At 36.9% G+C, this 22,397-nt stretch carries 21 protein-coding genes; 7 read left to right on the top strand and 14 right to left on the bottom strand.

The genetic code is table 11. The features are described from left to right. Positions 1–55: 55 nt before the first annotated feature. Positions 56–1,627 (bottom strand): SUMF1/EgtB/PvdO family nonheme iron enzyme, encoded by a 1,572-nt coding sequence (locus LK994_RS01980; protein WP_229761205.1) that lies wholly within the window; start codon positions 1,625–1,627, stop codon positions 56–58. 470 nt (positions 1,628–2,097) lie between these two features. Between LK994_RS01980 and porV the strand changes: the two genes are divergently transcribed. From porV to LK994_RS01955, 5 genes are all read left to right on the top strand, one after another. Continuing rightward, a complete protein-coding gene (porV, locus tag LK994_RS01975) occupies positions 2,098–3,294 on the top strand; it encodes a type IX secretion system outer membrane channel protein PorV (RefSeq protein ID WP_229761204.1) in 1,197 nt (398 codons plus the stop codon). Between the two features lie 111 nt (positions 3,295–3,405). Then, positions 3,406–3,885, top strand: coding sequence for a 2-C-methyl-D-erythritol 2,4-cyclodiphosphate synthase (ispF, locus tag LK994_RS01970; RefSeq protein WP_229761203.1), 480 nt, complete (start codon positions 3,406–3,408; stop codon positions 3,883–3,885). Between the two features lie 60 nt (positions 3,886–3,945). Then, positions 3,946–4,389, top strand: coding sequence for a dUTP diphosphatase (gene dut / locus LK994_RS01965; protein ID WP_229761202.1), 444 nt, complete (start codon positions 3,946–3,948; stop codon positions 4,387–4,389). Between the two features lie 22 nt (positions 4,390–4,411). Further along, the gene (locus LK994_RS01960; protein ID WP_229761201.1) at positions 4,412–5,230 is read left to right on the top strand and encodes a DUF4292 domain-containing protein; all 819 of its coding nucleotides are present in this window, start codon (positions 4,412–4,414) and stop codon (positions 5,228–5,230) included. Positions 5,231–5,324: 94 nt separating this feature from the next. Then, on the top strand, positions 5,325–6,656 hold the full coding sequence (locus LK994_RS01955; protein WP_229761200.1) for a murein hydrolase activator EnvC family protein: 1,332 nt from the start codon (positions 5,325–5,327) through the stop codon (positions 6,654–6,656). Here the strand turns inward: LK994_RS01955 and bshA are convergent. Continuing rightward, positions 6,642–7,784, bottom strand: coding sequence for an N-acetyl-alpha-D-glucosaminyl L-malate synthase BshA (gene bshA, locus LK994_RS01950; RefSeq protein ID WP_229761199.1), 1,143 nt, complete (start codon positions 7,782–7,784; stop codon positions 6,642–6,644). The two genes, LK994_RS01955 and bshA, sit on opposite strands and share 15 nt — an antisense overlap. A 121-nt stretch (positions 7,785–7,905) precedes the next feature. Between bshA and LK994_RS01945 the strand changes: the two genes are divergently transcribed. Then, complete coding sequence (locus LK994_RS01945; RefSeq protein ID WP_229761198.1) at positions 7,906–8,337, top strand: hypothetical protein; 432 nt, start codon at positions 7,906–7,908, stop codon at positions 8,335–8,337. Between the two features lie 5 nt (positions 8,338–8,342). Here the strand turns inward: LK994_RS01945 and LK994_RS01940 are convergent, their stop codons facing one another. The 10 genes from LK994_RS01940 to LK994_RS01895 all read right to left on the bottom strand — a co-directional run bounded on the left by LK994_RS01940 (position 8,343) and on the right by LK994_RS01895 (position 18,479). Beyond that, on the bottom strand, positions 8,343–9,044 hold the full coding sequence (locus tag LK994_RS01940) for an SAM-dependent methyltransferase (protein WP_229761197.1): 702 nt from the start codon (positions 9,042–9,044) through the stop codon (positions 8,343–8,345). Further along, a complete protein-coding gene (locus tag LK994_RS01935; protein WP_229761196.1) occupies positions 9,041–9,808 on the bottom strand; it encodes an EI24 domain-containing protein in 768 nt (255 codons plus the stop codon). Before LK994_RS01935 ends, LK994_RS01940 begins: the two co-directional genes overlap by 4 nt. Positions 9,809–9,927: 119 nt before the next feature. After that, positions 9,928–11,160, bottom strand: coding sequence for a cation:proton antiporter (locus LK994_RS01930; protein ID WP_229761195.1), 1,233 nt, complete (start codon positions 11,158–11,160; stop codon positions 9,928–9,930). Between the two features lie 3 nt (positions 11,161–11,163). Further along, entirely contained in the window at positions 11,164–12,471 is a 1,308-nt protein-coding gene (locus LK994_RS01925; protein ID WP_229761194.1) for a DUF389 domain-containing protein, read from the bottom strand. Positions 12,472–12,664: 193 nt separating this feature from the next. Next, positions 12,665–14,104 (bottom strand): amidohydrolase family protein, encoded by a 1,440-nt coding sequence (locus tag LK994_RS01920; protein WP_229761193.1) that lies wholly within the window; start codon positions 14,102–14,104, stop codon positions 12,665–12,667. A 240-nt stretch (positions 14,105–14,344) separates the two neighbouring features. Continuing rightward, positions 14,345–14,986, bottom strand: a complete 642-nt coding sequence (locus LK994_RS01915; protein ID WP_229761192.1) for a DUF4272 domain-containing protein — start codon at positions 14,984–14,986, stop codon at positions 14,345–14,347. Positions 14,987–15,231: 245 nt separating this feature from the next. Then, positions 15,232–15,735, bottom strand: coding sequence for a barstar family protein (locus LK994_RS01910; RefSeq protein WP_229761191.1), 504 nt, complete (start codon positions 15,733–15,735; stop codon positions 15,232–15,234). 228 nt (positions 15,736–15,963) lie between these two features. After that, positions 15,964–16,791 carry a hypothetical protein gene (locus LK994_RS01905; protein ID WP_229761190.1) on the bottom strand — a complete coding sequence of 276 codons (828 nt, stop codon included), beginning with the start codon at positions 16,789–16,791 and terminating at the stop codon, positions 15,964–15,966. Positions 16,792–17,011: 220 nt separating this feature from the next. Further along, the gene (locus tag LK994_RS01900; RefSeq protein ID WP_229761189.1) at positions 17,012–17,716 is read right to left on the bottom strand and encodes a TPM domain-containing protein; all 705 of its coding nucleotides are present in this window, start codon (positions 17,714–17,716) and stop codon (positions 17,012–17,014) included. Positions 17,717–17,915: 199 nt separating this feature from the next. Then, positions 17,916–18,479, bottom strand: coding sequence for a hypothetical protein (locus tag LK994_RS01895; RefSeq protein ID WP_229761188.1), 564 nt, complete (start codon positions 18,477–18,479; stop codon positions 17,916–17,918). Between the two features lie 566 nt (positions 18,480–19,045). Between LK994_RS01895 and LK994_RS01890 the strand changes: the two genes are divergently transcribed. Continuing rightward, positions 19,046–19,372, top strand: a complete 327-nt coding sequence (locus LK994_RS01890; RefSeq protein ID WP_229761187.1) for an MmcQ/YjbR family DNA-binding protein — start codon at positions 19,046–19,048, stop codon at positions 19,370–19,372. Here LK994_RS01890 and queA read toward each other — a convergent pair whose 3' ends face one another. Beyond that, the gene (gene queA / locus LK994_RS01885; protein WP_229761186.1) at positions 19,373–20,422 is read right to left on the bottom strand and encodes a tRNA preQ1(34) S-adenosylmethionine ribosyltransferase-isomerase QueA; all 1,050 of its coding nucleotides are present in this window, start codon (positions 20,420–20,422) and stop codon (positions 19,373–19,375) included. It lies immediately after the preceding gene. Positions 20,423–20,671: 249 nt separating this feature from the next. After that, positions 20,672–22,354, bottom strand: a complete 1,683-nt coding sequence (locus LK994_RS01880; RefSeq protein ID WP_229761185.1) for an ABC transporter ATP-binding protein — start codon at positions 22,352–22,354, stop codon at positions 20,672–20,674. Positions 22,355–22,397: the final 43 nt, after the last annotated feature.

Genomic DNA, 22,397 nt, shown 5'->3' with positions numbered 1-22,397 from the left:
ATAAATAAAAAACCCTTCAATAAGATTGAAGGGTTTTTTATAAAGAGTTTATTACTTAGTATTTTGTTTTTCTTTTACTTGTTTGTCTACGTTTACCGAAGATATTACCTTCTTTAAATCCTGCACCTTCCGGCGGACCTAAGTAAGTTTGTGCACAACGGAAACCAATAGTGCTTGAAGATTGATATTCTTCTAAGAATCTACGAGCACCTGGTGATAACCAATACGCTCTGTCATTCCAGCTACCACCTTTAAATACTCTTGAACTATCGCTGATCAATGTGGTAACACCATATTGATAGAAAGATCCGCTTAATGAATCACCATCCATAAATCCTAAAGCATTGTTATGTTGATAGTTTCTTCTGTTTTTAGATTCTTCATCACTAACGTCAACTTTTTTCAAAAGACCTAAACTGTCTCTTTTGTAAGCACCATTTTCTTTGTAATAATTTTGGAATTTATTACCACGGAAGTAGTTGAAATCTTCTGCATCTGAAGGCGTTAATGGACGATACACATCTTGTACCCACTCACTAACGTTACCACTCATGTTGTACAAACCAAAGGCATTTGGATAGAATGCTTTGATATTACCCGGAATTGCAGAACGGTCATTCAAACCACCGGCAACACCCATATTATCTCCACTACCACGTTTGAAGTTAGCTAAGAATTTACCTTGCCAGCTTCCTCTGCGGTTATCTCTTAAACCATTTGGATTTTTACTCCATGAATAAATTTGTTGATTAGATAATAACTCTTCACCACTTTTACTTTCTTTTTTACGAGGATTAGGGTTTTGAGCAATCATACCGTAAGCAGCATATTCCCACTCAGCCTCAGTTGGTAAACGATATCCCATATTTAAGATACCATCTTCCATTTTAACAGTAGTACGAGGCTTATTATTTACATCTCTACCAACTGCTCTGCCTTTTCCTTTGTTTTGGATAAGATCCGGGCTTAATAAATATGTTTCAGTATTGAAAGTAGAACCACCTTCACCACCTGTACCACCTTTATTCATTTCTTTTTTGATAGCTTCTTTTTTAAGGAAACCTTTTTCTACCAATTTTAATTCATTTACTCTGTCTGTTCTCCAAACAGCAAAGTCATGAGCCTGACGCCAGTTAACACCAACTACAGGATAATAATTGTAAGAAGGATACCTGAAATAGTACTCAACGTATGGCTCATTGTAAGCCAATTCTTCACGCCAGCAAAGCGTATCAGGTAAAGCTTTTTTCATTATGGTAGAGTCATTATCAAATGTATTCTCTAACCAATAAATATACTCACGGTAATGAACGTTAGCTACCTCAGTTTCATCAATAAAAAATGAAGGAATAGTGATACGGCGGGGAACATTATTCCAATCACCCATAACATCTTCATCTTTTGCCCCCATAACAAACGTACCACCCTGTACAAACACTAAGCCTGGACCGGCTTTAGGGTATTTAATTTTTGATACGTGGTAATTACCTCTGTTTTTGTCATCATAGCTCCATCCGGTAACAGAAGATTTCTCTTTCTTCTTACCAAACAGGCCTTTACAAGAACTTAACCCGATTGCAGCTACACCCACAATCAACAGAGTTTTAACGGAAAATAATTTTTGCATGTGCATTCGTTTTGCCATTATTGCTTAACGCAATGGTTTATAAAATATTGTATTTAAAATTTTACAGTTGCGAATATAAATCTTTTACGTGAAATTAGGCAAAACGGCTATTTTTTATTTATGCAAACGATATTTTAACACAAAATTGTAAATGTTTATCCAAAGCAACTATTCGGCTCTTTTTTCGGTCTAAATATTAGTAAAAAAGCAATATAGAATAATAATTGACGTTATATACATGATTATCAAATAAAAAACAGATGTGTAAAAAATACACATTTATTTTTTGAAATAAAAGATATTTCGGCTATTTTTGAAAAATTAAATGATTGAATAAGGGTTTATCGGGCAAATAGTTATATCTTGTTTGTCCGTTTTATTTGCCTTTTTTATCAAAACTAATATAACCAACAAAAAATATTTATCTATTGAGTGTATGTCTACCCTTAATTTAAGACAAAAAAATACGCATGAAAAGAGCAAAATTGAAACTAACAGGTTTATTGTTGTTGGTTAGTATAGCAGGTATTGTAAATGCACAGGAAGCTGATCAGATTAATGTTGTTACCTCCGCAGTTCCATTTTTAAGAATTTCTCCCGATGCCCGTAGTGGCGGTATGGGTGATGTTGGTGTTGCTACCACACCTGATGCCAGTTCCGGTTTTTGGAATTTGGCTAAAACCCCCTTTAATACAAGTCAGGCAGGGATTTGCTTAACTTATACACCATGGTTGAAAGACCTGGGATTAAATGATGTAAACCTGATAACAGCAGGAGGGTACTATAAGCTCGACGAAATGCAGGCTGTAACTGCTTCCATTCGCTACTTTAATTTAGGTAATATACAGTTTACTGATTTTTTGGGTAATGAATTAGGCTCATTCCGTCCGAGAGAATTTTCTATCGATGCAGGTTATTCAAGAAAATTGTCTTCTAAACTCGGTATCGGGATAGCGTTAAGATATATCAATTCAAGATTGGCAAGTGGTGATCCTAATAATAGCGGTACTTCTTACAAACCAGGTAGCTCTGTTGCCGGCGACCTTAGTTTATTCCATACCGGAGTAAAAGATAATGGAGAAGGATTGAATTATGGAATTGCTTTAACCAATTTAGGTTCTAAGATTGCGTATACAAATGACGCATCGCAAAAAGATTACATCCCTGCCAATTTAGGATTGGGAGTAGCGTATACTAAAGTAATGGATGAAGCAAATAAATTGACTTTTGCTCTGGATGTACATAAATTGTTAGTGCCAACACCTCCGGTTGCTACAGGTGTTGAAGAAACAGATCAAGCTAACTTGGAAAAATACAGAACACAAGGTGTGGTAAGTAGCTGGTTCAAATCGTTTGGCGATGCTCCGGGTGGATTTAAAGAAGAATTAAGAGAGTTTCAAATTTCTGCAGGAGCCGAATATTGGTATAATAATCAATTTGCTTTACGTGGCGGATATTTTTACGAGCACCCAACCAAAGGGAACCGTAAATACTTTTCACTTGGCGCAGGATTAAAATATAACAACTTCGGATTAAATTTCTCTTATCTATTACCTTCTGGTAACGGTACTAATCGTAATCCTTTATCTAATACATTGAGATTTAGCTTAGTTTTTGATTTTGATGGAACAGCAGGATCAACTACTACGCCAACGACAACAAAATAAGTAACCCAACAATATTTATAAAAGGGATTGATCGTTTCAATCCCTTTTTCTATGCATAGATTCATCGCAATACATACATTTGCAGATAATCTTTATTAAACAGCATTTATAATGAATATAAGAATAGGCTTTGGAATAGATTTTCATCAATTGGTAACAGACAGGGAGTTTTGGTTAGGAGGTGTATTGATACCTCATACTAAAGGGGCCTTGGGTCATAGTGATGCTGATGTTTTGTTGCATGCTATATGCGATGCTATGTTGGGAGCCGCATGTTTAGGTGATATTGGTGTTCATTTTCCGGATACAGATGCAGCATTGAAAAATATCGACAGTAAAATATTATTACAAAAAAGTTTTGAGTTGATCTCCAAAGAAGGATATAAGATCATAAATATTGATAGCTCACTTTGCCTGCAGGCACCTAAAATAAAAAACTATATTCCTGCAATGCAACAAACAATAGCAGATATCCTTTCATTAAAAGTAACTGATGTTTCTATTAAAGCCACCACCACCGAAAAAATGGGGTTTGTTGGCAGAGAAGAAGGGCTGGTAGCCTATGCTTCCATATTGTTACAAAAAATATAGCAGCTTGTTAAAATATTTTATACTGAACTAAATCTTAACTACATCATTACCTTTGCAGCCATGCCAACTATTCCCGTAAATATTGTCAATAAATCAACGAATCCTTTGCCTGCTTATGCTACCGCCGGAGCAGCGGGTATGGATATAAGAGCAAACCTGGAGCAGCCTGTTACGCTACAATCGCTGGAACGTTACCTGGTTCCTACCGGATTATTTATTGAGTTACCCGAAGGGTACGAAGCACAAATAAGACCGAGGAGCGGCTTAGCTGTTAAACAGGGAATTACCTGTTTGAATACTCCCGGAACAATTGATAGTGATTACAGAGGTGAGATTAAAGTGATCCTGATAAATCTTGGTAAGGAAGAACAGGTGATCAATCACGGAGATCGTATTGCCCAAATGGTATTTAGTAAAACAGAAGATGCAGCATTGATCCCTGTAGAACAATTAGGAGAGAGCATAAGAGGTGCCGGAGGTTTTGGACATACAGGCAAAAGTTAATATCCTATTTAATTTAAAATAAATGAAAAATAAAATTTTAGTATTCTTAATAATTGTTGCAGGAATATTTTTTGCCAGCTGCAGATCTACAAAAAAAATACAGACTGCTATGAGCAAAAAGGATACTACTGCTATTGTGGTAACAAATCAATCTGCTGCAGATTCAGTTCTATTAATAAAGAAAACAATTGACACACTTAAAAGCAAGTATATCGACTTTAAGACGTTTGCTGCAAAAGTAAAAGTAGAATATGAAGATAGTAAAGGAAAGCAACCTAACGTTACGGCTTATGTTCATATTATAAAAGACAGCGTGGTTTGGGTATCGATGTATGCTACTATTTTTAATATTGAAGCTTTCAGGATACTTATAAATAAAGACAGTGTTTTTTTAGTTGATAAAATAAATAAGGAAGTACAACTAAGATCCCTGGATTATCTGCAGGAAATAACACAATTGCCTTTTGATTTTGAAACATTGCAGGATCTGTTAGTAGGCAATCCCGTATTCATGCATGATAGTGTCGTTTCTTACAGAAAAACAGAAGACAGGATCTTGCTGGCATCAGCAGGGAAATTTTTCAAGCATTTACTAACGCTGGATAATAACGGTACTTTGTTGCACAGCAAACTGGATGACATCGACATCACTAAAAATCGTACAGCTGATATTACGTATGATGATTATGAAAATAAGACAGGGGTAAACTTTTCTACCTTTAGAGAGATCACTGTTTCTGAAAAGAACAGACTTGATATCCGGTTGAACTATAAGCAATATGAGTTTAACAAAGATTTGTCAGTTTCATTTAATATCCCCAAAAGTTATAAGCGAAAATAATTGTAGTTTGCAATTATACACAGTGTGTTAGTTATTACTTTACCTTTTATAGGTGTTGAGATAGTATTTTTGGTCAGACCCCTAAAAATTATCAATGTTAAAATTCATTATACCGATATTAATAATTGTACTAACGGCCTTTAACAGTGCTGCACAGCCTCCTAAAACAAAAGAACAACTAGAGCTGGAAAGACAAAGACAGGAGATAAAAAAAGAGATAGAACAAACCCAACAACTACGGGATAAAAACAAAAAAGTCACTAAATTAAGTTTGGCAGATCTGGCATTGATCAATCGTAAACTCGATCTGCAGGGTAATGTCATCGAGAACATCAATCGTGATATCAATATACTTGATAACAATATATATCGCTCTCAAAGAGATATCAATAAACTTTCCTTATTGCTGGATACATTGAAAAGAGAGTATGCCAAAAGTATGGTGTATGCATACAAGAACAGAAGCAATTCTGATTTTTTAAATTTCATTTTTTCTGCCTCAAGTTTTAATGATGCGATCAAACGCATCACCTATCTAAAGAGCTATAGGGCATACAGAGAAATGCAGGGTGAAAACATTTTGCGTACACAACAATTATTACACGGACGTGTTCAGGATCTGAACGGTACTAAAATAAGAAAAAGTGAAACGCTGCAGGTGCAGAGTAAAGAGTTGGATCTGTTGGCACAGCAACAGGAAGAGAAGAACCAGGTTGTATCAAAATTAAAGGCGCAAGGAAAAGAACTGGATAATCATATTGCTGCAGCAAAAAAACAAATGGCCAAAGTAAGTGCTGCTATTGCGGTTGCTATTAAAAGAGCAAGAGATGAGGCTATTGCTAAAGCCAAAGCAGAAGCCAAGGCAGAAGCGGATAGGATTAAAAAAGAAGAAGCATTGGCTAAATCTAAAGCGGCAGCTAATCCAACAGCAAAACCTGTTACGGCGCCTGTTGTTAAACCTAAAGCGGTTGTAAAAAAACCTGAGAGTGTGTTGTTGTCATCGCCTGAATTGGTGACCCTGAATACAAGTTTTGAAAATAATAAAGGCTCACTTCCATGGCCGGTGGAAAGAGGGTATGTGATGGTAAAATACGGCACACAAAAATTAGATATTGGTGTTACAATTGATAACCCCGGTATTACCATTGGTAGTGATATTGGCAGTCCTGTAAAAGCGATTTTTGATGGAGAGGTGTCATCTGTAAGTAATATTGATAATATGCAGGTGGTTATCATCAAGCATGGTCGTTACTTTAGTACATACAGTAATTTATCAGGTGTAAATTTATCAAGAGGTCAGTCAGTACATACCGGGCAAACCATTGGTCGTGTTGCAGCAAATGACGAAGGGGTTGGATCAATAGATCTCATCACCAGTACTGAAAGCAGCAATATGAATCCGGAAAGCTGGTTAAGAAGAAGGTAGCATACTTTCCGCAAGCACTCTTTCATACAGTTGCTCATACTGCGGCACAATATTTACAATATCAAATTTCTTAGCTTGCGCCAATGCATTTGCTTTAAACTGATTAGTAGTAGCTTCATCTTTAAAAATAAGCAGCGCATTTTTGCTCATATCTTCGATATCACCCACGTTACTCATATAACCACTGTAACCATTAATAATTATTTCGGGTAAACCACCGGCATTGGTTGATATCACCGGTACTTCTGCTGCCATTGCTTCTAATGCAGCCAGCCCGAAACTTTCGTATTCACTGGTCAATAAAAACAGATCTGCAATTGGCAAGATATCTTCCATTTGTTCCTGCTTACCTAAAAATTTAATATTTTCTGCCGATACGCAATCTCTGCAAATGCTTTCTACATATGGCCTTTCGGGGCCATCACCCAATAATAATAATTTAGAAGGCAATTGTTTGTTGATCAGCATAAATGCTTTTACAACATCATCTACCCGTTTTACTTTTCTGAAATTACTGGCGTGTACAATTATTTTTTCGCCATTAGGAGAAATTAATTTTTTAAAAGCATCTACCGGTTTTCTGTGAAAACGATCTACGTCTACAAAATTGTGAATGACCTCAATATTTTTTTCGATCACAAAATTCTTATAGGTCTCATCTCTTAAGTTATCCGATACTGCCGTCAATGCGTCACTTTCATTCATCGAAAATGTAACAACAGGGCTATAGGTTTTATCTCTGCCCACCAACGTAATATCAGTGCCATGCAGTGTAGTGATCACCGGAATATTCTTGCCTTCTTTCTTTAAGATCTGTTTTGCCATATAGGCTGCCGATGCATGAGGGATGGCATAATGTACATGCAATAATTCAATGTTGTGATTGTTGATCACATCTACCATCATGCTGGACAAAGCCGTTTCATAAGGAGGAAAATCAAATAACGGATAAGTGGGTACTCTTACCTCGTGGTAAAAAATATTAGCATGAAAACCGCTCAATCTTACCGGTTGTTGGTAGGTAATAAAATGTATGCTGTGTCCTTTATCTGCCAGCGCTTTTCCTAATTCTGTAGCCAATACACCACTACCGCCAAATGTAGGGTAACAAACAATCGCAATATTCATATTCAGTATTTTGTGAGATGCAATTTACCACTTTATTAGGTATATATTTTATACATTGATAAACGGCAATTCTATATATAAGTTTAACAAATAATATATTTACCTTGCAATAAAAAATACCATGGCTGAGATACAACAGATAACACAACCGATTGCACCCAAAAGAGCAGGTGCTTTTAAAAGATTTTTGCGCTGGGTAGTTTTTATCGCATTTATGATAGGCGCATTGTTTTTCTGGTGGAAATATTTTTATGTATTTGGAGAAGGAGTGAAGTCGGGTGAACTAAACTATGTGGTGAAGAAAGGAAATATCTTTAAAACCTATGAAGGAAAATTGATCCAATCCGGTTTTCGTTCAAAAGCAGCCGGTACAGTACAATCGTACGAGTTTGAATTTTCTGTGACCAATGACAGCATTGCCAATTTATTGATGAATAACAGCGGCAAATATTTCGACCTGCATTATAAGGAGTATAAAGGCACTATTCCGTGGAGAGGATATAGCGTATACGTTGTAGATAAAATAATTTTGATGAAAGATATTGATCGCTAAAAAGATTAACCAGCATACAATAAAAATATGACCGGCTTTTTATGAAAGTCGGTTTTTTCTTTTCTCCAATCGCTGATGGTTTTTGTTTGTACAAATTCGTTCGTACCTGTCAGCTCAGCAGCAATACAGATCTTAGTGGAGGGCTTGCAGGTTTTAAAAATAGTTTCCAGTAACTGGTTGTTGCGATAAGGTGTTTCAATAAAGATCTGTGTACTCTTCTTTTTCTCAGAATATATTTCCAATTCCTTCAGTGCTTTTATTCTTTCGTGGTTATCTATAGGCAGATAACCAACAAAATTAAATTGCTGCCCGTTCATGCCGCTTGCCATCAGGGCCAGCAAGATAGAACTTGGTCCTACCAATGGTTTTACAATGGCATTTTGCTGGTGTGCTACTTCCACCAATATCTGCCCCGGATCAGCAACACCCGGACAACCGGCTTCGCTGATGATCGCAATATTTTTCTCTTCTTTTATCTTTTGTTTAAAATGATTGATCTGTTCTTCCTCTGCTTTATGAATAGTGAACCATTCATAATCGTCTATAACAATTTCCTTACAGATACTTTTTAAAAATCGTCTTGCCGTTCTTTCATTTTCTGCAAAAATCACTTTGCAATCTTTTACCGCATCAATGATATATAAAGGAATAGTTTGAGTGGCCGATTCATCCAAAACACAAGGAACTAAGTATACGGTAGGTCTCATGAAATTGATTTTTTTTCTGCATTGTATAAACTAAGTGTAGCCGCAATCACAGCATAGCTGGGGGCTAATATCCAACCAACTATTGCCACCAGGTGCATCAGGTAAAATACAATGCCGTTGCCAATAGCCAACCCTTTGTGTTGCCCGATGAATGCAATGCTTTGAGAAGTGGTTAGCTTATTTCTTTCGCAGCTGTAATCCAGCATTGAAAAACCGAGGTAATAACATTCTATTAAAATAGCGATCAGCGGAGTAAACCATCCTAGCAAGGGAATAAAAGAAAGTATAAGAATAGATACCGTATAGACCGTTTGCCAAAGTGCATTTCTCATTGCCAGCCTGATGCCTCGTAGAATATCTTTTAACAGCTGACTAAAACTGAAAGGAAAATCTTTTCCTTCGATGATAGCTTCTGTTTTTTCACTTAAATAAGCAAAAAGCGGAGAGCCGATAATGAGGAATAAATATTTGAACAGAGAGAAATACAATAACATTAATACGATCTGTAAAACGATCTGGCCAAAGATGAATAAAAATTTAAGCCAGCTTTCTTCCATGGCAACCATCCATTTTTTTGCACCCGATGCCGACAGCATATAATCTATTGCCTGCCCGCTGCTATGCCAGAACAGATAGATGCCCACGCAAAACATGATAGAATAGATCAGTCCGGGTATTAATATCCATTTCCACAATCGGTGTTTTACAATAAACCGGTGAGCCTGTAAATAAGATTGTATGGCTATAATGATTTCTTTCAGCATTATGAGTAAAGGTTTTCAGTTATGGCTTGAAGCGATAAAATTACTGATAAAAAAAGGATATTGGTATAAAAGATAACTGATTATGAGGAACGGAAAGACTTTGTAAGCATGTATATTCATCAACCTAAATGCTTTGCCAATTTTCCAATGGTCAAGCCCTGAACTAAAATACTGAACAAGACACAAATGTATGTTGATATTAATAAAATATTTTTCGCCTCACTGTCTGGTAATGATAAAACTAGTGCAATGGAAAGTCCTCCACGAAGACCACCCCATACAATGATCTTAGATTCCCTTTTATTCAGGTCAATTGTCTTAGGAAGTAAAAATTTTGGCAGATAAACAACAATAATTCGTGAAAGCATTACAACGAAAACAGATACTAAGCCCAAAAGGAAATAGTTCATTTTAAAATCTATGACAATTAAAACCAAAGCAATAATAATAAACAAAACTGCATTTAATATAACGTCTATAAGTTCCCAAAACTTATGAACGTATTCTTGTGTCTGGTCACTCATTGCTCTATCTTGTTTATAGTTGCCAACTAATAGCCCCATAACTACCATAGCCAATGCTCCCGAAAGATGTAAAAACAAACAAAGGTTGTATCCTACCATTACAAAAGCAATTGTTAGCAGAACTTCTGTTTCATAATGGTCAATAGATTTTAAAAGTTTATGAAGTGCAAAGCCAAATACAAGCCCAAAAATAATTCCTCCCACAGCCTCTTGTAAAAAAAGTAAACCAAAATGAGAATAATTTATTGCTGAACTTCCTGAATGAAGTGTCTCAAGTAGCGCAATAAAAATTACTACGCCAATACCGTCATTAAATAAAGATTCACCTACTATTATCGATTCGATTTTTTTAGGAACATTTGCTTTTGTCAATATTCCTAAAACTGCAATAGGGTCGGTTGGTGAAATTAAAGCTCCAAATAATAAACAATAAATAAAGTCAATTTCAATATGCAATAAATTACAAATACCATACACAAATGCGGCAATAATAATCGTGGAAAGAATAACACCTCCGATTGCAAATAAGGCGATTTGTTTAAGATGCTTTTTTACATTGCTCCAATCGGTATGTAATGAACCTGCAAAAAGTAAAAATCCCAACATTATTTCAAGAATGAACTTGCTAATATCAGTCTGTTGAACGATCGCTTTTAAATCAGTAAAAGGTTGAACAAACCAAAACTTACTTATAAAAACGAGCATAGAAATAATAGTGGAAAGAAAAAAGAGTCCTATTACAAAGGGCATTTTAAGGTACTTGTAATTGATGTATGCAAATGCTGCTGAAATGCCTATAAGTATGGTTAAGATAATGTGTATACTCACAATTTATTTTTTAATCAGTTCTATTTTCTCCAATGATAAGCGTTTTTTTAACCAATTCTCAAACTTTGTTTTATCATCATTGGTAAGTTCGTTCTGTGCCTGATAAATAAATATAGTAGAATTGTTCGTGCTGTCGTTACTATAATAGAATGTATTATTTGAAATGGATAGTGATTGAATGGTGGGGAAAATTATTTTCGTTTCCTGTAATATCTGTTTGCCGTCAAATGTGTTTTTGGTAATCTCGTTTTCTAACGCTTGAATCTTTTTGTCTTTTTCATCAACAATTATATCCTTGTTTTTGATTTCATTTAAAATATTATTTCTTAACAATTGGATTCTGTCGGCACTGTCTTGCCTTATTAGGAGTTTTGTTGTAGGAATGCTCATGGCATATAACTTGGTATTTAAACTGTCAATTTCTTCTTTAGTAAACCGCTTTGATAAAAATGCTAATTCAATTGTTTTTGGCCTGCTGTTGTAATTTGTTTTTTTGTAAACAATAGTATTGCCTTTGTCGATAAATTCCCGCTCAATAAAATTATTTACAGATTGCTGGTATTGTTGTTCTACAAATAGCTTGTATGCAAAATAAATACTTGGCAACAGCATGAGGATCACAACAAAGCTAATACCGTATCTTACCTGCTTTTGATGCTTTTTGTCTACTTCTTCTTTGGCAGGATATTTTAAGAATTTTACAATACTATATGTGGCAATGCAGATAAAAACACAATTGATGCCGTAAAGAAAAATAGCACCAAAAAAAAATTTGAAATTACCTGTTGCCAATCCATAACCTGCTGTACAAAGTGGCGGCATTAAGGCAGTAGCAATAGCTACACCTGGAATTGGATTTCCTTTTTCTACTCTTGTAACTGCAATAACCCCAACAAGCCCGCCAAAGAATGCAATAAGAATGTCATAAATATTTGGAGAAGTTCTTGCTAATATTTCCGACTGAACTTCTTTGAAAGGACTGATAAAAAAATATATAGAGGAAACAAGCAATCCTGCAAGCGTAGCAATAAACAAGTTTCTTAATGATCTTTTTAAAAGGTCAAAATCATACATGCCTAAAGCAAAACCAGATGCCACAATTGGTCCCATTAAAGGAGAGATAAGCATTGCGCCAATAATAACGGCAGTTGAGTTAACATTTAGTCCAACAGACGCCACTAAAATAGCACAAGCCAAAATCCAAAGATTAGCACCAGTAAATGTAATATTACTTTTTACACTTTCTAATGTTTTTTGTTTATCATCCTCGCCGTTGTGGAGGTTAAAAAGGGTATTTAAAAGTGTACTCATATCTCTTTATATATTTAATTTCCCAACGGACAGAACTTGCTGCTGTGCTGGTATTTATTTAGTGTTCAGCCCGGAACCATTGCTGCGGTGAAAATATGAAGATGAAGATAATAACAAAAAAACAAATGGAATTATGCTCCTTGGTCGGCGGAGACACCGACCAAGGAGCAATACGATTCAGCAGTGCATTACATCAATTAAAACCCACTTTCCCCTTTACAGATTCAAACAATTTTCTTGAGTTGTAACCCACTCCTTTTTTAAAAACAAACTGCACTTTACGAATGTCACTGATGTTTTTTGATGGGTCTCCGTCAATAATTAACAGGTCAGCGTTTTTACCTGTTTCAATCGTGCCTATATTTTTGTTGAAGCCTAATGCAATTGCCCCGTTTAGTGTTGCTATTTTTATGGCTTCCAGTGGAGTAAAACCATCTGACTCTACCAGTAATTCTATGGCTCGCCAATTACCAAACCCTGCAATAGTGCCGCCGTTTCCTGTTGGGTCTGTGCCTACGGTAAGTAAGCCTCCCATAGTGTAAAATAGTTTTTCCATTTTTGCATTATTTACAAACGCTCTGTCATCGTCACTGGGTGCTTTGCCGGATTTTATCCGTGCAAATAATTTTAAATAGAAATCTCTGCTATCTGGTGAAAAATAATTTAATAGTTCTGCTGTTGGCGCAGGTTGTGTGGTAGTAAATCCTTCAAACACAGCCAGGGTAGATGTTATAATAACTTTTTTATCGACTAATAACTGCAGCAGATTTTTTACGCTGTCGCTCTCAACATTGAGATTCGCAATTACCTCATCTGCATTAGCAGGACATTGATTCTCTTTTTTGTCTGTTACAAAATCCGTACTGGCAAAAAAACCGTGTTCTAATTGGTCAATACCCATTTCGGCAGCTTCCCGATAAGTGACTGCACACAAATGAGCAGTAACCTTTAGCTTTCTTTTGTGTGCTGCTTCAATGGCAGCCCTTAAAGTAGGTTTGTCAATAAACATATACCCCTTGAAAGAAGTAAAGCCCTGGTCAGCCCAATAGTTTACAAACGATACAGCATCTGCCGGCTTATCCAATCTGTTCATCTGCTGTATGGGTGATTGGTTTCCTTCCATATAAGGAGCAGTTGCTTCTATTGATGGCCCGGGTATTTTACCTGCATCAATATCTTTCTTAAGATTTATATCAGAGTAGGGTTCAATATTTCCGGCCGTGCGTATGGTGGTTGCGCCTGCTGCCAAATAGAGGCGTGGAAAAGTTGCCGGCAATTGATGTACAAAATATTGCCTGGTTTCCATGGAAGGGGCTGATATATACATGTGTTCATGCAGCATAACTAAGCCGGGCATTAAGGCTTTTCCATTCAGGTCAATTGTATTTGCAACTTTTGGAATAATGGCATTGACATCATCGCCTATCCAATTGATCTTACCATTAACAATGATAACTGTTTGATGTGATTTGGCAGCATTGCCAGTTCCATCAATCAATAAAGCATTTTTGAATGCGATAACGGAGTCGCTATACTCAATATATTTTTTTGTTTCGTCGCTGAATTTTAATTGAGAAAAAACATTCGTGGCGAAGAATGGAAGGAGTACTAATGCAAGCAAAGATTTTTTCATTATCGCAGTTTTAGTTGATAAAGTTGAGTTAGTGAGTGGTCAACGGGCAGGGCTTTATGCAGGTTGGGAATTAGTATTACGTCTGCCCACAACCGCTACCAATTGAAAATATGTTGATGAAGTTATGTACAAAAGTTGATAGATATTCGTCTGCTAGGACTGAAGCTGGGATTTGCAATTAGCTGATGTCACAAGGTCAAGCCCAACTTGCATAAAACCCCAATGTTGGTAGCACTTTTTTTAAGTGTCGGTTAGAATGTCGTCCCAATTTTCGTCATAGTATGTAATCCAGTTTATTGCATAATGCCACTTTTGTATAATTCCAATATCAATGTTTCCTGGAATATCTTCATCTTTTGAATCAGCCTCTCTTGCGGCCCAATGTAGCCTATAAATCAAGTCAGATTTGTCTAATATTTCTGCGGTTGGTCTAACCGTAGCATTTTGTATAAAGTCTTTAGTCGAGTCAAAAGCATTTGGCAATAAGTCAAGCATTTCGCCAATATTACATTGGTCAATTGGTAAACCTAAATGATCTATTTTATTTATAGCCCAAAGCATTAGATAAATTCCCTCTGACTGCCACGAAATATCGATTTTATCTTTCTCTGTTAATTTCTTTTTCGACAGTAGTTTTTTTTCGTATTCAGAAACTGAATCCCAAAGTCCTTCTGATTTGAAAAATTCTATTATTTCTTCTTTATCACCATCTTCGGCATAGACACCTAAGTAAACTAAAATAAAAACTCTTTTTGCAATATCTGCAGCAGTCCGAATAATAGCTTCACTTTCTTCTTCAATTGGCGGAAGCCCAAAGTTGAATGGAATATCAAGTTCTTTTAAATAAGCTTCTGTTTTTTCCTTACGCTCTTGTGCAGTCATAGTGTGTCTGTAAAGTTGCTACCAACGGGCAGGTATTGCCGATGGTGGGGAATTAGAAATCCGTCCGCCGGAACTACTGCCTGGCTTTTGATAAAGTTAAATATTAAGAACTAAAGCTGGGCTTTATTCGTCGAGCCCCGAACTACAGTACAACAGAATTACCGCTGCTGATTGCTCCAATGTCAAGCCCCACTATTGGCAATACCAATGTTGTGTGCCGTGCTAATCTGTCAAACGGATTCTTATTATAAACCTCTTTTTGAGTCTAACCATTCTGCACCATTCCATAAAACCGGACTTGAACCTACTGGATCAATTTGATAATTTGGGTTGTCAACTTGCACAAGTGTCAAAAGGCGTTGACCAAACAAATTATGTAGCCTTGAATTACGAGCAAAAATGTCAAGCAATCCATGAGCAATATCCGTGTTAACAATTTGAAAATGCCGAAACACAATTACAAGTCCTGTGTCGGTAATTTCGAGGTTGGATAGGCAATCATTTAAGACATTGAAATTTTCGCCGTAATAGTCTGGAAAAACAAGTTCCTTTTTAATGTCTTTATGTATTTGATCTGTGTCTGTCCAATTTTGGCAGTCAAAATCAATGATGTTATACTTTTCGTTTTTAAACCAGTCAATGTCATTGTTTAAAACACTCTGGTGCCAGTATAAACTTGTCCAGCCATTTTGTAAAATTAGCCAGTCAAGTCTTTGCCATTGGTCAGGATTATTTTCAAAAATTGCCATAAGGTTTGAGGTTTGTCAGAGCATAGCACACAACGACCGAGGCTTTGTGCAGTTGGGGAATTGACCAACTGTCCGCCCAGTACTGAAGCTAAATTACTAACAAAATATTGAAATTAAAAACTACTAATCAACAGCATTCCGTCTGCCGGATATGCAGACTGGATCTGTATTGCAGCCGATTGAACTTCCGTCAAGCCCCAATTGCACAAAACCGTTTGTTATGGGCAGTTATATATATGTTGCTATATAAGTTTCTTTTAAAGGTAATTCAGTAGGTACAATGCTTTTTGCTTTCAAACTGTCCAACACATCATTAACCATTTCAGTTTCTTGCTGCAAATATCTTGAATAAGATTCTGCTGTAAATCGCATTATGTCAACCATTAAAATTTTTACTGCAAGGTTTTTCCAGTTCGAAATGTTGACAGAGTATTCTGATTTGTTTGAATGTACAAAAGGGCATACATTTTTATCGAGATCTTTGATGATTGAATTAATACGATTTGCTTCTTCCAAAAATTTGTTATCGAACAACACTAGTTCAAGTTCCATAAAAAGTCTTGTAAGATTAATATTGTTACCATTAGGGTTTTCAAAAGTTTGATCAAGTTTAGATGGTAGCGCAGACAATATACGTAAGGCGCTTAAATAATTTTGAATTAAAAGCCTTAACTGTCTAAGTCGAGTGTCTTGTGTTACCAAACTTTCAACATAAGTCTCTGCATCGAATTTCCATTTAATTAATTCTTCCTTTTTATAAATACTTTGATTGTCGTCTACTTCTCTTGCACACTTGTCACATAACCAAATGCCATTGTCAAAAGACCGAATAAAGTGAGGGGATTTTGTATCGTCTGCACGAGGTCCGTTTGGCGAAGCAGAAATAATGTGTGAAGCTTTTCCCGATTTGATTGCAATATTTTTGTCAGAACTGGGCTTAATAGTTAATTTCCTACAATAGGGATTACTACACATGTATGCAACCCGCTCCGCAAGATTTATTCTGGTGGATTTAAGGAATTCCTTTCCATGTCTATTTGTTATTTTGGATGGCATAGCTCAATAATAATTGCCCATAACGAGCAGGGCTTTATGCAGGTTGGGAATTAGAATTCCGTCTGCCCACAACCGCTGCTGATTGAAAATATAATGTTGAATTTAAGAACTAAAGTTGAAAGTTGATTGTCCAGCCCAAACTACAGCTTGGATTTGCAACTGGCTGATGTTTGCTGGTCGAACCCAACTTGCACAAAACCCAATGTTGTACGCCGCTTTGTTAACGGACTTTTTGCATTAAAGTCAATAGTCCGTTTTTTGTCCCTACAAAATAATTCCCTTTCTTAAATTCGGGAAGTATAATGTCGTCAATTATTTTTTTTGTTTCCGCGTCTGTCAACTTTACTTCAATTCCATAGCCGTTGCAAATTCTAATTTTTCTAAGTCCTGTGCTTATGCCAATTGTAATTCCATTATTCAAACTTTTTTTACCAACGCCCCAATTATTTGAAATTGTCAATATTAAGTTGTCAAACTCTTCTTTTGTTGTACTCGAACTGTCAATTGTTACAATTGCGATTTCGTTTTTTGTTTCCTTTTCAAACCCGCTAATTATTGAGTCCAACTCAAAGATTTGGTCACTTGTAAAAATTTGCTCAAAATCACTTGTCCACCCTAAAGGTCTTGCAGGAAAACGAATTTTATGTTCAGGCTTTGCAAATTTCCCGTACCCAAATATAGAAGTGTCACCAATTGATTTTAAAAAATTTGTGTCATTCGATAAACTGTCAACAATTGTCAAAATACTGTCTGCATAAAATCTTACAAAATGGTTTAAAAATGCAGTGTCTTTGATTGGGTTTTGTGTGGTGTCAACAGTTTTGGTAGTTGCAGATACATTTGGTTTTTTCGCCTTCGGTTTTTGTCCAAAGGAAGTGTCAAACAATGCAGTCAAAAAAAATAGTATGATTAGTAGACGGGTCATATTAAAGTGGCGTACAACGGGCAGGGCTTTATGCAGGTTGGGAATTAGTATTCCGTCCGCCTAAAACCGCTGCTGATTGAAAATATAAAGTCGAATTTAAGAACTAAAGTTGAAAGCTGTTTGTCCAGCCCGAACCACAACTTGGATTTGCAATTAGTTGATGTTTGCTGGTCATGCCCAACTTGCACGAAACCCAATGTTAGCGGCAGCATATTGGTCCACCGTAAGAGTCACAACCAAAAAATCTATAACCTTCTTTCGTCTTGATAAAATCAAATGTCATTGTCCAAGCTCCGTCAGGTGTAAATTCTTTAACTACTTGAAATTGTTTCAACGTAATAGCGTCACCAGTAAAGTCAGCTTTATTAGGTACAGATTTAGTAAAGTATCCAAGTTCCATTTCTTTGTCAAGCTGATTAATTTCTGTCGGGATTGTAATCTTTCTCAAAAGTAAAGTGTCAAAAATTTCTTTGTAGCAGTTTTTAATAAATTTAGTTGTGCTCAAAGTTGTGTCGCAAGAGTATAAACTGTCAAGTGAAAGTTGTCTGAATTGCGAAATATTATTTGTCGAAACTGCCTGTTGAAATGCAGACCAAATTTTAAGAAGAGCTGTGTCTACTGGTTTCGAATTGGCAATTTGTTTTCCTGTGTCAACCGACTTACTTGTGTCAAGAGTGTTTGCCTCGCTGGTGTGTGTCGAATTGTTGCCACACGAAGAAAATAAAACTGTCAATAAAAGAATTAAATATTTAGGAACTGTCATTTTATGTTGCTGCTAACACAAATATATTTGATATCACACGCTATCCGTAAAAAAAGTCACCATTGAAAACCAACGGTTTAGTAGTATAGTTTTTGTATTGTTATTGCGCCAATACAATTTTCCTTTCCTTAAAATCACTCAAAAACTTCAATTTTCCACCAGCTAGGTAAAAAGCTGTTGTTTAAGATGTTATTTTCCCACTACACTGCCATTTTATTTGCCCGAAAGCTTCCCCAGACCTCCGGCAGCCCGTCGGGTAATCCCGAAAGCTTCCCCAGGCTTCCGGCAGCCCGTCGGGTGTTCCCGAAACCTTCCCCGGACTTCCGGCAAGCTTTCGGTATCATACCGAAGCCTTCCCCAGACTTCCGGCAAGCTTTCGGTATGATACCGAAGCCTTCCCCAGACTTCCGGCAGGCTTTCGGTATCATACCGAAGCCTTCACCGACCGGCTACTAAAAAAATTATTCGGTCAGGGCTTGTCTTTTTTTTATACTCCGTTAGAGCGGATACCAACCGTGGGGTACGGGGCAATAAAAATTGTATATTCAAATAGAAAATACATTCTAATGAATATCGAAACACTCAGAGACTATGTGTTACAAAAACCAAATGTTACAGAAGGATTCCCCTTTGGAGATGCTGTAGTTGTATTTAAGGTGAATGGTAAAATGTTTTTATTAGTGCCGTTAGATACGGAGCAACTACAGTTCAATGCCAAATGCGATCCCGATCATGCCATCGAATTAAGAGAACAGTACGATTGTGTGCAGCCCGGTTTTCACATGAATAAAAAACACTGGAATACTGTTATCGTTGATGGCACAATAAAAAACAACCAGCTGCTGGAGCTGGTTGATGAATCTTATGATCTTGTATCTAAAAAGAAAAAATAATTAGATGATCAATAACGCATCTCCATAACTGAAGAAACGGTATTTATCTTTAATGGCTTTTTTGTAAGCTTCCATTACCAGGTCGTATCCTGCAAAAGCACAGGTCATAATTAATAGACTTGTTTTTGGTAAATGGAAATTGGTAACCAATGAATCTGCAATTGAAAAATTATATGGAGGATGAATGAACATATTGGTCCATCCTTCAGAAGGTTTCAATAATTTTTGTGCAGTGAAAGATGATTCCATCGCTCTCATAGTGGTAGTACCAACAGAGCAGATCCTTCTTCCATCTTCTTTAGCTTTATTTACAATTTTGCAGGCAGTTTCATCAATGCCGTAATATTCAGCATCCATTTTATGTTTGCTCAGGTCTTCCACTTCAATAGGTCTGAAAGTGCCAAGCCCTGTATGTAAAGTAACTTCTGCAAAACGGATACCTTTAATTTCAAGGCGTTTGATCAACTCCTTGCTAAAGTGTAAGCCTGCAGTAGGTGCTGCAACAGCGCCTTCATGCTTTGCATAAACGGTTTGGTAACGTTCTTTATCTTCTTCGTCCGGTTTGCGTTTGATGTATTTTGGCAGTGGGGTTTCTCCCATAAAATCAAGCATCTTTCTGAAAGACTCTTCCGTATCTTCCCATAAGAAACGGATAGTACGGCCACGGCTGGTGGTGTTGTCAATTACTTCAGCAACCAGTTCATCATTTTCTCCAAAATATAATTTGTTGCCCACACGGATCTTACGGGCAGGATCAACGATCACATCCCATAAACGGTTTGGCTTGTTTAATTCTCTTAATAAAAAAACTTCAATTTTAGCACCGGTCTTTTCTTTACGTCCGTACATACGGGCAGGAAAAACTTTAGTGTTGTTAACTACCATCACATCTTTATCATCAAAATACTCGATGATGTCTCTGAAATTGCGGTTTTCGATGTTGCCGGTTTTACGGTTCACCACCATCATTCGGCTGTCTTCTCTTCTTTTGGTGGGGTTTTGGGCAATCAGATTAAGTGGGAGGTCGAATCTAAACTGTGATAATTTCATGTGTATCAATAAATTTTTTTAATGATAATCAGACCTTGTACTGTAGAGTTTACAGAGATAGTAGCCTGTTTAAAAGGCGCTTATCATGTTACGGCATGATTTTAAGACTGCAAAGGTAGTACTTTTTCACTTGTCTGAATAAGGATTTTCAGGATTGATCGATTTTCGGGATCAGCTTCTGCCATTTCGAAACACTTCTCAATATTTATTGTCTGATCCTGCACATCTTCAAATGCCGGAAATTCTGATTCAGACAATGTTCTTCCCCAGGATAGAATCGATCAATTTTTTTGTGTAGTCCATTTTTGGGGAAAAGTACACCTGGTCTGCATCTCCTTCTTCTATGATCTTACCCCGGTTCATTACCAGTATGCGGTTGCTGATATAGCGTACCACTGCAAGATCATGCGATATAAAGATCCCCGTAAATTGGAATTCCTGTTTCAGGTCGTTGATCAGATTGAGTACCTGTGCCTGTACGCTTACATCCAGCGCACTCACGCTTTCATCAAACACTAAAAAAGAGGGGTTAAGTGCCAATGCCCTAGCAATACAGATACGCTGTCTTTGCCCGCCGCTGAACTGATGGGGATAGCGATCATAGAAACCGGCATCCAGATCTACCTTTTCCAGTAATTCGATCACTTTTTCTTTTCGCTGTTTGTTGTTGGCTAAAAGTGAGTGAACTGTCATCGGTTCAAGTATCGCTTCACCAATGGTAAGCCGTGGGTTTAAAGAACCATATGGGTCCTGAAAAACTATCTGCACGTCTTTGCGTAAATTTCTTAATGCTGTTTTGGGTAAATGAGATAAATTTTTCTCCTGTAGTAGTATACTCCCGGAAGTAACCTGCTGCAGGTGTAAAATGGCCCTGCCTAATGTGGTCTTGCCGCAACCGCTTTCACCAACCAGGCCCACGATCTCACCTTTACTAACGGTAAACGATACATCATCTACAGCCTTAAAAGGTTCAGGCGTTTTTCCAAACAATGTTCTCTTACCCGGATAATACACTTTTACATGTTCCACTTTCAACACTATTTCATTGGAGGTTGTATTGATGGCGGCGTGTTCTTTTTGTTGTTTAAGAGAAGAAGGATCAGTTTCAAGGAAATCACTGATCAAAGGCAGCCGTTCTCCTTTAGGATGCAATCCGGGCCTGCATGCCAGTAAGGCTTTTGTGTAAGGATGTTGTGGATCGGTCAGGATATTTTTTGCATTTGCCTGTTCAACGATCTGTCCTTTATGCATGACAATGATCTTGTCTGCAACATCGGCAACCAGTCCGAGATCATGTGTGATGATAATAACAGACATGCCATTTTGTTGCTGTAATTCTTTTATTAAGTCAAGAATTGTTTTTTGTACGGTTACATCCAAAGCAGTGGTAGGCTCATCAGCTATCAGCAACGAAGGATTGCAACTGATTGCCATCGCTATCATTACCCGTTGCTTTTGTCCGCCACTCAGTTGATGAGGGTATCGGTCAATGATAGCAGCAGGATCAGGTAACTTTACTTTTTCAAACAATTCAATGGTTTTCTTTTTTGCTTCTTTGGCAGATAGCTGCTGGTGTAATTGAATGGCTTCCATCACCTGGTAGCCGCAGGTAAATACGGGGTTTAAGGAGGTCATCGGTTCCTGAAAGATCATACCGATATCTTTACCTCTGATCGTGTTGATTTCTTTGGGAGATAACTGAGCTAAATTTTTACCGGCAAATAAGATGTTGCCGGATAGAGTGCTTTGTTTGGGCAACAATTGCATTATTGATAAAGCAGTCACCGATTTTCCCGAACCCGATTCTCCAACGATGGCAACTGTTTGTGCCGGTTCTACCAAAAACGAAATATCTTTTACGGCATTGGTGGTATTGCCATCAGCAGAAAAGCTGATAGATATATTCTCTACTTGTAAAACAGGTTCGGTCATACTGCTTAAAATTACTAATCATCTGATAAAGAGTAGGAAGTTT

This window comes from Ferruginibacter lapsinanis (assembly GCF_020783315.1).
In the GTDB taxonomy this organism is placed as follows: domain Bacteria; phylum Bacteroidota; class Bacteroidia; order Chitinophagales; family Chitinophagaceae; genus Ferruginibacter; species Ferruginibacter lapsinanis.
This window is presented reverse-complemented; position numbering and strand designations above follow the sequence as displayed.